Raw genomic sequence first — 10,504 nt, forward strand, 5'->3', positions numbered from 1 at the left:
CGCCAGGCTTGCCCACCCCGGCGCCGGCKGCCAGCGCGGTGCAGGCGCGAGCCAGCGCTGCCACCGCGGGCGGCGGCGGCATGGCCTCCGAGCGTGCGCGCGGCGCGCTGGCGGCACGCTTGCGCGCAGGAGGCATTCGCGACGACCGCGTGCTCGACGCCATCGCCACCGTGCCGCGCCACCTTTTCGTGGAGCCAGGCCTTGCGTCGCAGGCCTACGAAGATGCGGCGCTGCCGATCGGCCACCAGCAGACCATTTCCAAGCCGTCGGTGGTGGCGCGCATGATCGAGCTGCTGCGCGACGGGCTGGCCGCCGACGAGCCCCTGGCGCGCGTGCTGGAGATCGGTACCGGCTGCRGCTACCAGGCGGCGGTACTGAGCCTGGTAGCGAGCGAAGTGTTCTCTATCGAGCGGATCCGTCCGCTGCACKAACAAGCCAAGGCGAACTTGCGGCCGCTGCGCGTGCCAAACCTGCGCCTGCATTACGGCGATGGCATGCTGGGCTTGCMGCAGGCCGCGCCGTTTTCCGCCATCATCCTGGCCGCCGCCGGCATGGAGGTGCCGCAGGCGTTGCTGGAGCAGCTGGCCATTGGCGGGCGCCTGATCGCCCCGGTTGCCGTGGCGCCCACCGCCGGCGGGCCGGGCCAGACCGTCACGCAGCAGTTATTGTTGATCGAGCGGCGTAACCGCCATCGATTTCACCGGACCGCGCTTGAAGCCGTTTTCTTTGTGCCATTAAAATCGGGCACCATCTGAGTCGAACTATGCACAATATCGTGAATACGGAACGTATCGCCCGTGCCGGGCAGCTTGTCACCGCGTCTTTGTTGTTGTCCCTGCTGGCGGCGTGTGCCTCCTCGCCGATGCCGGCTCCCGTGGTGGACCGCACGTCCGGCGCCGGCGTGKCGGGGGTTGMCCCGCTGGAGCCCGCACCGCCTGGATACTATCGAGTCAAGCGAGGCGATACGCTTTATCGAATCGCGCTGGAGAACGGCCAATCGTATCGCGACGTGGCCACCTGGAACCAGCTGACCAACCCGAACCAGATCGAAGTGGGTCAATTGTTGCGCGTGGCGCCCCCGGGAGCCGACGTCAACGCCGGCCCGGGCGTGGCCACGGTGCCGGTGACGCCGGGCAGCGTGCAAGGCCAGCCGATCGACCAGGCCCGCCCGGTGCCCACGCCGCTGCCGTCGGCGGCCGCCTCCGGCGCGCCCGCCACGTCCGCCGCGCCGGCTTCCGGTGCCGCCGCGGACAACGGTATCAAGCTGGCATGGCCGGTGACCGGCCAGTTGATCGGCCGCTTTGACGACAAGGGCAACAAAGGCATCGATATTGCCGGCAAGAAGGGCGATCCGGTACAGGCTGCCGATGACGGCCGCGTGATTCACGTTGGCCCCTTGCGCGGCTACGGGAATCTTGTCATCATCAAACACAACGATACATATCTCACTGCGTACGGCCACAACGACAAGGTGCTGGTGACTGAGCAGGCAACGGTCCGCAAGGGACAAAAGATTGCAGAGATGGGCAACAGCGACACCGATCGAGTGAAGCTGCATTTCGAGGTCAGAAAAAACGGGAAACCAGTCGATCCGATGCGGTATCTGCCGCCACAGTGAGGATTCATGCCACGCCAGAAAACTGTYTCAACCGGAAGCACCAGCCGGACCCGGCGTTCCAAGCAGCCGGAGATGCAGCAGTCCGCTGGCGTGGCCCAGGCCGATGCCGAGGCATACGACCAGGATCCCGCTGCCGACCTCGTTCCGCTGACCGATGAGCCGATCACCACCGGCAGCGCGGCAGGCCTGCGCGAAGCCGATCTGATGGTCGAGGAAGTCGAGCGCCAGGCCCGCGACGAGGAAGACGACGAAGCCGACGAAGAAGAGGAAGGTGAGAACGGCAGGGAAGCCGCTGCGCCGGACCACGACGACTTCCGCACCGTGCTGCATACCGAGCTGGCCGCCGATACGGTCCAGCACTACCTGAACCGCATCAGCATCAAGCCGCTGCTGTCCGCGCCCGAGGAGCTGCATTTCTCGACGCTGGCCAAGGGCGGCGATTTCTCGGCGCGGCAGGTCATGATCGAGCGCAACCTGAGACTGGTGGTCAGTATCGCCAAGGGCTACCTCAATCGGGGCGTGCCCTTGCTGGACCTGATCGAGGAAGGCAATCTCGGGCTGATGCATGCCATCGAGAAATTCGATCSCTCGCGCGGCTTCCGTTTTTCGACCTACGCGAMATGGTGGATCCGCCAGAGCATCGAGCGTGCMATCATGAACCAGGCCCGCACGGTGCGCCTGCCGGTCCATGTGATCCGCGAACTCAACCAGGTGCTGCGCGCCAAGCGCCATCTGGAAAAGGGCGGCACGGACGGGCGCGACGCAAGCCTGGAGGACATCGCCCACCTGCTGGGCAAGACGCCCGACGAGATACAGGATGTGCTCKCGCTCAACGAGCACACCACCTCGCTCGATACGCCGTTCGACCTGGATCCCGGTTCCAGCCTGCTGGATTTCCTCTCGGACGAGCATAACGCCGCGCCCGACCAGGAAGTCGCGCACCGCGAACTGGAAAACCTGATGAAGCAGTGGCTGGCGCGCCTGTCGGAGAAACACCGCTACGTCGTCGAGCGCCGCTTCGGCCTTAACCATATCGAGCCAGCCACGCTGGAAGAACTTGCCGAGGAGATGGGGCTGACGCGCGAGCGCGTGCGCCAGATCCAGCAAGAGGCGCTGGTCAAGCTCAAGCGCCATTTCGCTTCCCAAGGCGTGCGCAAGGACGCCGTTCTATGACACCTGTGCTGGTATTCGACATCGAGACCATTCCCGATGTCGATGGTTTGCGTCGTCTTCACGACCATCCCGATTCAATGACCGATGCCGAAGTCGCGGAGCATGCCTTCGCGGCCMGGCGCGACAAGACCGGCAGCGATTTCCTGCCCCATTACCTGCAGCGCATCGCCGCGATCTCGTGTGTCCTGCGGCGCAACCAGCGCGACGGCAGCCCGGTTTTCCATGTGGGCTCCCTGGGTACGGCGGAAGATGGCGAGGCTGTCCTGATCCAGAAGTTCTACGACCTGGTGGCGCGCTACTCGCCACAGATGGTGTCGTGGAACGGTGGCGGCTTCGACCTGCCCGTGCTGCACTACCGCGGCCTGGTGCACGGCATCTTGGCGCCGCGCTACTGGGAGATGGGCGAGGGCAGCGAGTCCGACAGCCGCGACTTCAAGTGGAACAACTACATCAGCCGCTATCACATGCGGCACCTGGACCTGATGGACCTGCTGGCCATGTATCAGCCGCGCGCCAGTGCGCCGCTCGATGACCTCGCCAAGCTGTGCGGCTTTCCCGGCAAGATGGGCATGGACGGCAGCAAGGTCTGGCAGGCCTACCAGGACGGTCAGCTGGGCGCGATCCGCGACTACTGCGAGACCGATGTCGTCAATACCTACCTGGTGTATTGCCGCTTCMAGCTGATGCGTGGCGGGCTGACGCCCCGGCAGTTCGATACCGAAGTCGAGTTCGTGCAGGAGTCGCTTGCCGAGTTGCCCGGCGCGCAGTGGATGGACTACCTGCGTGCCTTTCGCATCAAGCCGGTGCATGCCGGCGGCGATGACGAGGAAGAACCCGAGATCTGAACCGCGCGCTTGCCGCTTGTCTTGCAACGCCCCGTCGCGGCCATGCCGCGCCGGGGCGTTTGCCATTCGTCCCCGGGCGCTATTCGTCCGCCAGCGAGAGGTAGAGCGGCTGGTGGTCGGAAGCCTGCGTTTCGCCGTCCACCTCGCAGCACAGCAAGCGCGGCTGCAGGTCTTCCGTGATGAAGATGAAATCGCAGGCGAAGGGCCGCTGCGGCCACTGTTCCTTGTCGTKCAGCGCGCAGGTGGGCGCGTGGGGCTGGCCGGGGTGGGCGCGCATCCACGCGTCGTGCCAGCTGACCACGCCGGGCTCGTGCGAGTTGTCGTACGGGGCCAGCATGCGCAAGTAGGCGATATCGTCGGGGACGCTGTTGAAATCCCMGCACAGTACCGCGGAAACGGGGCGCGGCTCGGGTGTGAACGGGCCCGGCCTGCCTTCGCGCAAGCCAGGCTGGCTMGCGTGCTCGCAGGCCTCGCGGTGCCAGTTGCGCAGCGCATCCGCCTGGGCCGCGCGCTGATGCGTGGAGTAGTACTCCAGGTGTGTGCAGATCACGCGCAGGCGCCGGTCGTCTGCCATCACGGTAGCTTCCAGCGCTACGCGCGGCATCGATGGCACGGTCGCGTCGGCGGGCCAGGGCAGGGCGTGGCGGAATACCTCGCGCACCGGCAGGCGCGTGGCGATCAGGTTGCCGAACTGGCGCGGCGAGCCGTCGGCGGCCAGGCGGTCGACGCCGGGTGCGTAGAGGATGCGGTAGCCGGGCAGCAGCGCCGTCAGTTCCGCGACCTGGTCGGCACCKGGGCCGCCGCCGAGTTCGGTGTATCCGCGCGTGACTTCCTGCAGGCACAGCACGTCGGCATCAGCAATGGCGCGCAGCGTTCGCACCGTGCGGGCCAGGTCGACGCGGCCATCGGCGCCGCGGCCCCACTGGATATTCCACGAGATCAGTTCCATGTCGCCTCCTGCTCGCCTGCCGGCTGGGTTTGCACGCTGTGTCCATGTTGCGCCAATCGCGCGCACTTGTCGTGCGCTCGTTTCGTCGCTGGCCGTGTCCGCCTTCACCCGGCATCGCCCCATTGGGCGGCCGTGCCGGGCCGGGTCTGGAATACAATCGCGCTTTCGCAAAACAATACGACAGCTCCCCAAGTGTCCCAAGCCGTGACTCAACCGCAAGCCCAACCGGCGCCGGAAGGTGGCGTTCCCGCCGCCTCGTCCGTTCCTGTTGCCGTTCCCTCCGCCGCCCAGCCGGTCGTGCAGATCCATAGCCTCGATATGGAGGCGCGCGGCGTCGGCCGGCTGGTCAACGAGGACGGCACTCCCGGCAAGGTGATCTTCGTCGAAGGCGCGCTGCCCGGGGAAACCGTGAGCTATCGCAGCTTCAAGCGCAAGGCCAGCTTCGAGCAGGCGGCGCTGGTCGAGATCAAGCAGGCCACCCCCATGCGGGTGAAGCCGGGCTGCCAGCATTTCGGCGTCTGTGGTGGCTGTTCGATGCAGCACCTGGACTCGCGCGCGCAGCTGGCGATCAAGCAGCGCGTGCTCGAAGACGATCTCTGGCACTTGTCGAAGCTGCGCCCGGACGTGGTGTTCCGCCCGATCGCCGGGCCCGACTGGGGCTACCGCTACCGCGCCCGCCTGACGGTGCGCTATGTCGCGAAGAAGGGTGGGGTGCTGGTCGGTTTCCACGAGCGCAAGAGCAGCTTCGTGGCCGACATGACGCGCTGTGAAGTGCTGCCGCCGCATGTCTCGGCCATGCTGGTACCGCTGCGCGAGCTGGTCACGGGGCTGTCGATCCGCGATCGCATRCCGCAGATCGAGCTGGCGGTCGGCCAGGACGTGACCGTGCTGGTGCTGCGCATCCTGGAGCCGCTGACCACGGCGGACGAGGACCTGTTGCGCGCCTTCGCCGACCGGCACGAAGTGCAGTTCTGGCTGCAGTCCAAGGGGCCGGACACGGTCGTGCCGTTCTATCCGCTGGACCGCGAGCTGGCCTACACCCTGCCCGAGTTMGGCATCCGCATGCCGTTCAAGCCSACCGATTTCACGCAGGTCAACCACCAGATCAACCGTGTATTGATCGGGCGGGCGTTGAGCCTGCTMGATGCGCAGCCTGATGACCGCCTGCTCGACCTGTTCTGCGGTATCGGTAACTTCACGCTGCCGCTGGCCACGCGCGGTCGCACGGTGATGGGGATCGAGGGGAGCGAGCTGCTGACGACGCGGGCGCTGGCCAATGCGGCCAGGAACGGCCTAGACCACAAGACGGAATTTGCCTGCCGCAACCTGTTCGAGGTTGGTGCCGAGGATATCGCCGCGCTGGGCCGCTTCGACCGCTGGCTGGTCGATCCGCCGCGMGAGGGCGCGCTGGCGGTGTGCAAGGCGCTCGCAGAGCTGGCCCGGGCCGGCAGCGATGTGCTGCCACGGCGCATCGTCTACGTGTCGTGCAGCCCGGCCACGCTGGCGCGCGACGCCGGCCTGCTGGTGCACGAGGCCGGCTACCGGCTGTCGGGCGCGGGCGTGGTCAATATGTTCCCGCATACCTCCCACGTGGAATCGATCGCGGTGTTCGACCGCGATTAACGCCCGGGCTGGCGGCACGAAAAAAAGMCAGCGCGGATGCGCTGGCTTCTTTTTTGGGGGGCGGTGCGGTCAGGTCGTCTGTCCGGGCGCTTGCTTCAAACGAAGCGAAGCGGGGCTCMTAATCGCGGCTGCCGCCGAAAATCCCCAGCAGCGCCAGCAGGTTGGCGAAGACGTTGTACACGTCCAGGTAGATCGCCAGCGTGGCCGTGATGTAGTTGGTCTCGCCGCCGTTCAGCACGCGCTGCACGTCGAACAGGATGTAGGCCGAGAAGATGCCGATGGCGATGACCKACACCGTGATCATCAGCGACGGCAGTTGCAGCCAGATATTGGCKACGCTGGCCAGGATCAGCAGGATCACGCCGACGAAGAGGAACTTGCTCAGGCCGGAGAAATCGCGCTTGCTGACCGTGGCGACKGTCGCCATGGCGCCGAATACCGCCGCAGTGCCGCCAAAGGCATACATGATMAGCGCGGGGCCGTTCGAGAACTGCAGCACGGATCCGATCAGCCGCGACAGCATCAGGCCCATGAAGAAAGTGAACGCTAGCAGGAGGACCACGCCCATGCTGCTGTTCTTKGTCTTCTCGATGCCRTASAWGAAGCCGAACGCGATCCCCAGGAAGAGGATCAGCGACAGGCCGGGGCTGCCCCGCATCAGGCTGAAGCCGGTCGCCACGCCGATCCAGGCGCCGAGGACGGTCGGGATCATCGAAATGGCGAGCAGCCAGTAGGTGTTGCGCATTACCCGATTGCGGACCACAACGTCGCTGGTTGCGGTACCGCTGCCGAAACCGTAGGTATTCAGCTTGTTATCCATGGTGACTCCTGTCTCAAGAACGGTGAGGCGCCGGGTTGACCCAGGCGGGCACATCGCCAATGTGGCATCGCATAGGGCGAATTGCAAGGGCTGTGAAACTTAACCGCCACTTTGTCATCAAGGTGTAATCTCGCCCCGCGCGGCCAACGTTCATTCGATTATCGGCCGCGCCCGGCGTTCCCTGTAGGCCAGCAAATATCAAAGTGACTAAAGGGGCCTATTGCCGGGCAAGGGGGGCTGGCCGGCCAGGGCGGTGGCGCGGCGGCAGGGGCGTTATCGAAACCATAACCGTCTCGTGCTAGAATTGCACGTTTATTCCAATTGTAACCCCTTCATTTTTCGGAGTTTTTATGGCGATCGAACGCACCCTGTCCATTATCAAGCCGGATGCCGTGGCGAAGAACGTCATCGGCCAGATCTACGCTCGCTTCGAGGCCGCCGGCCTGAAGGTCGTGGCTGCCAAGATGGCTCACCTGTCGCGCGGCGAAGCAGAGCAATTCTACGCCGTGCACAGCGCCCGCCCGTTCTTCAAGGACCTGGTGGACTTCATGATTTCCGGCCCGGTCATGATCCAGGCCCTGGAAGGCGAGAACGCCATCCTGACGAACCGCGACCTGATGGGCGCAACCGACCCGAAGAAGGMCGACAAGGGCACCATTCGCGCCGACTTCGCCGACAGCATCGACGCCAATGCCGTGCACGGCTCKGACGCAGCGGAAACGGCTGCCGTCGAAATCGCGTTCTTCTTCCCCGGCATGAACGTTTACAGCCGCTGATTGTCTGGTTTATTCCCCAGCACTAGACTGACCTTGAAGTCGATACTGCCGTCATGAACGATCTCGTCAACCTGCTCGATCTGGATGCGGACGCGCTCACCGCCTATTGCGGCGAGCTCGGCGAGAAGCCGTTTCGTGCGCGGCAGTTGCAGCGCTGGATTCACCAGTTCGGCGCCAGCCGCTTCGACGCCATGTCGGATCTCGCCAAGTCGCTGCGCGAAAAGCTCGCCACGCGCGCCGAGATCCGCTCGCCTGCCGCCATCACCGACAACCTGTCGGCCGACGGCACGCGCAAATGGCTGCTCGACGTCGGTGCCGGCAATGCGGTGGAGACGGTGTACATCCCCGAGGAAACGCGCGGTACGCTGTGCGTGTCCTCGCAGGCSGGGTGCGCCGTCAACTGCCGGTTCTGYTCGACYGGCAAGCAGGGYTTCTCGCGCAAYCTGTCSACYGGCGAGATCATCGGCCAGYTSTGGATGGCCGAGTTCGCCATGCGCGCCCAGCTGGGGCGCGGCCCCAAGGACGACCGCGTCATCTCCAACGTGGTGATGATGGGCATGGGCGAGCCGCTGCTGAACTACGACCAGGTAGTCCCCGCCATGCGCCTGATGCTGGACGACAATGCCTACGGGCTGTCGCGCCGGCGCGTGACGCTGTCCACGTCCGGCGTGGTGCCGATGATGGACCGGCTGTCCAGGGACCTGCCCGTGGCCCTGGCGGTGTCGCTGCACGCATCCAACGATGCGCTGCGSGAYATGCTGGTSCCGCTCAACAAGAARTACCCGCTGGCGGAACTGATGGCGGCCTGCCGCCGTTATCTCGAGTTTGCGCCGCGCGATTTCATCACCTTCGAATACTGCATGCTGGACGGCGTCAACGACGGTGTCGAGCATGCCCGGGAACTGCTGAAGCTGGTGGCCGACGTGCCATGCAAGTTCAACCTGATCCCGTTCAATCCCTTCCCGGAATCGGGCCTCAAGCGCTCKAACAACGACCAGATCCGCCGCTTCGCCCAGGTCCTGATGGATGCGGGCATCGTCACCACCATCCGCAAGACGCGTGGCGACGACATCGATGCGGCGTGCGGCCAGCTCGCCGGCGAGGTCAAGGACCGCACCCGCCTGGCGGAGCGCGGCAAGTTCGGGAAGATCACGCCAATCGTGGCGGCACCCATGGCAAGCGCGCCGGGTGCCGGCCAGCCGCAAGAGGCTCGCCCTGCATGACGCGTCTGATAGTCGCAGTCCTGATGGGGCTGATGATGCTGTCTGCCTGCCAGCTGCCGCCMCCGCCCAAGCCGGATGTCCAGACCGCGTCCGATCAGACCGATGTCAAGCGGCGCGCCACCATCCGGCTGCAGCTGGCTACCAGCTACCTGTMGGCMGGCCAATATAGCGTCGCGCTGGATGAGGCCAGGCAGGCCATCGCCATCGACCCGACGCTGGTCGATGCCTACCATATTCGCGCGCTGGTCTACATGAACATGAACGAGCGCGCGCTGGCCGAGGACAGCTTCCGCAGCGCGCTGTCGATGCGTCCCGACGATGGCGACGTGCTCAACAACTACGGCTGGTTCCTTTGCATGAACGGCCGTTACCGGGAGGCCGTGCCTTTGCTCGAGCGCGCGATCACGGTGCCGTCGGCAAGCGGCCCGGTCAAGCCCCTGACCAGCCTCGGCGCCTGCCAGTTGCGCAACGGCGACGGCGAGGCGGCCGAGAAGAGCCTGTTCGGCGCGTTGCGCTACGACCGCAACAACCCGGAAGTGAACAATAACCTGGCGTTGCTCTACTACCAGCGCGGGGACTTCCCGCGTGCGAAGGAATACACCGGGCGCGTCAACAACAGTAGTTTCGTCAGCGCGCAATCCCTCTGGCTGGGTGCGCGCATTGCCCGCCGTCAGGGCGACGTCGCGGCGCAGAATGCCATGGTGGCCCAGCTGCGCAGCCGTTTTCCCGACTCGCGTGAGTTGACCGCATACGAACAAGGAGCATGGGATGAGTGAGCAAGAGCGCGCCGAAGGCCAGACTGCAGCGACGGGTCACGTGGGCGGTACCACCGCCGACGCCGGACGCGAGGCGGTGGCGCGCGAGATTGGCGAACGCCTGGCGCAGGCGCGCAAGGATCAGCGCTTCTCGCTGGAAGATGTCAGCGCGCGGCTGAAGGTTGCCGCGCACAAGCTGGCCGCCATCGAGCAGGGCGATGTCGCGGCGCTGCCGGACGTGACCTTTGCCAAGGGCGTGATGCGCGCCTATGCCCGCATGCTCCATGTCGACATCGATGCGCTGCTCGCGCGTTTCCATGCGCAGGCCGTGCCCGTGGTGGCGATCGGCACGCGCCGCGAAGGCGGCCTCAACGAAAGTTTCGACGACCGCAACCGCTTCGGCTCGAGCGGCTCGGGCGGGCGCTGGATCTKGCTGGCCCTGGTGGTTGCCCTGATCGGCGGCGGCGTGCTGTTCGGCCTGGATCATTTCAAGCAATGGCTCGAGGCGCGCAAGGAAGGCCTGAGCGCGCCGCCGGCCGCGACGGCGCCGCAGGGTAGCGAGCCCGGCACCGTCACGGCGGCACTGCCGCCGGTGATGGCGGCCTCCGACGCACCCGCGCCTTCCGAAGCCTTGCCGGCCAGCGGCCCGGTGGCGGTCGAGCCGGCCACGCCGGTTGCGGCCGTGCCTGCCGCCGTGGCGGCCACGCCAGCCCCGGTGGCCG

10 protein-coding genes and 1 pseudogene are annotated in these 10,504 nt (G+C 65.9%); 9 read left to right on the forward strand and 2 right to left on the reverse strand.

The window, feature by feature from the left end; all coding sequences use genetic code 11:
* From AC1DKV_RS39145 to AC1DKV_RS39160, 4 genes are all read left to right on the forward strand, one after another.
* Positions 1-755 (forward strand): protein-L-isoaspartate(D-aspartate) O-methyltransferase (locus AC1DKV_RS39145; protein ID WP_477139588.1); only part of this gene is annotated, 755 nt, incomplete at its 5' end.
* Positions 756-763: 8 nt separating this feature from the next.
* The gene (locus AC1DKV_RS39150) at positions 764-1,618 is read left to right on the forward strand and encodes a peptidoglycan DD-metalloendopeptidase family protein (protein ID WP_477139589.1); all 855 of its coding nucleotides are present in this window, start codon (positions 764-766) and stop codon (positions 1,616-1,618) included.
* Positions 1,619-1,624: 6 nt separating this feature from the next.
* Positions 1,625-2,791, forward strand: a complete 1,167-nt coding sequence (gene rpoS, locus AC1DKV_RS39155; RefSeq protein WP_477139590.1) for an RNA polymerase sigma factor RpoS — start codon at positions 1,625-1,627, stop codon at positions 2,789-2,791.
* Positions 2,788-3,636, forward strand: coding sequence for a 3'-5' exonuclease (locus AC1DKV_RS39160; RefSeq protein WP_477139591.1), 849 nt, complete (start codon positions 2,788-2,790; stop codon positions 3,634-3,636). The genes rpoS and AC1DKV_RS39160 overlap by 4 nt, the downstream gene beginning before the upstream one ends.
* A 79-nt stretch (positions 3,637-3,715) precedes the next feature.
* On the opposite strand, the gene AC1DKV_RS39165 is transcribed toward AC1DKV_RS39160, so the two are convergent.
* The gene (locus tag AC1DKV_RS39165; protein WP_477139592.1) at positions 3,716-4,585 is read right to left on the reverse strand and encodes an endonuclease/exonuclease/phosphatase family protein; all 870 of its coding nucleotides are present in this window, start codon (positions 4,583-4,585) and stop codon (positions 3,716-3,718) included.
* A 318-nt stretch (positions 4,586-4,903) separates the two neighbouring features.
* Here AC1DKV_RS39165 and rlmD point away from each other — a divergent pair, with 318 nt between their 5' ends.
* Entirely contained in the window at positions 4,904-6,208 is a 1,305-nt protein-coding gene (rlmD, locus tag AC1DKV_RS39170; RefSeq protein ID WP_477139597.1) for a 23S rRNA (uracil(1939)-C(5))-methyltransferase RlmD, read from the forward strand.
* Between the two features lie 121 nt (positions 6,209-6,329).
* Here the strand turns inward: rlmD and AC1DKV_RS39175 are convergent.
* Positions 6,330-7,028 (reverse strand): annotated as a pseudogene (locus AC1DKV_RS39175) (Bax inhibitor-1/YccA family protein); the annotation flags it as partial.
* A gap of 350 nt (positions 7,029-7,378) precedes the next feature.
* Here AC1DKV_RS39175 and ndk point away from each other — a divergent pair.
* The 4 genes from ndk to AC1DKV_RS39195 all read left to right on the forward strand — a co-directional run.
* On the forward strand, positions 7,379-7,804 hold the full coding sequence (gene ndk, locus AC1DKV_RS39180; RefSeq protein WP_477139593.1) for a nucleoside-diphosphate kinase: 426 nt from the start codon (positions 7,379-7,381) through the stop codon (positions 7,802-7,804).
* A gap of 53 nt (positions 7,805-7,857) precedes the next feature.
* Positions 7,858-9,027 carry a dual-specificity RNA methyltransferase RlmN gene (rlmN, locus tag AC1DKV_RS39185; RefSeq protein ID WP_477139594.1) on the forward strand — a complete coding sequence of 390 codons (1,170 nt, stop codon included), beginning with the start codon at positions 7,858-7,860 and terminating at the stop codon, positions 9,025-9,027.
* On the forward strand, positions 9,024-9,803 hold the full coding sequence (gene pilW, locus AC1DKV_RS39190; RefSeq protein ID WP_477139595.1) for a type IV pilus biogenesis/stability protein PilW: 780 nt from the start codon (positions 9,024-9,026) through the stop codon (positions 9,801-9,803). The genes rlmN and pilW overlap by 4 nt, the downstream gene beginning before the upstream one ends.
* On the forward strand, positions 9,796-10,504 hold a 709-nt coding region (locus AC1DKV_RS39195; RefSeq protein ID WP_477139596.1), incomplete at its 3' end, for a helix-turn-helix domain-containing protein. The genes pilW and AC1DKV_RS39195, both read left to right, overlap by 8 nt.

The sequence above is a fragment of the Cupriavidus sp. 05T41 genome (assembly GCF_056396525.1).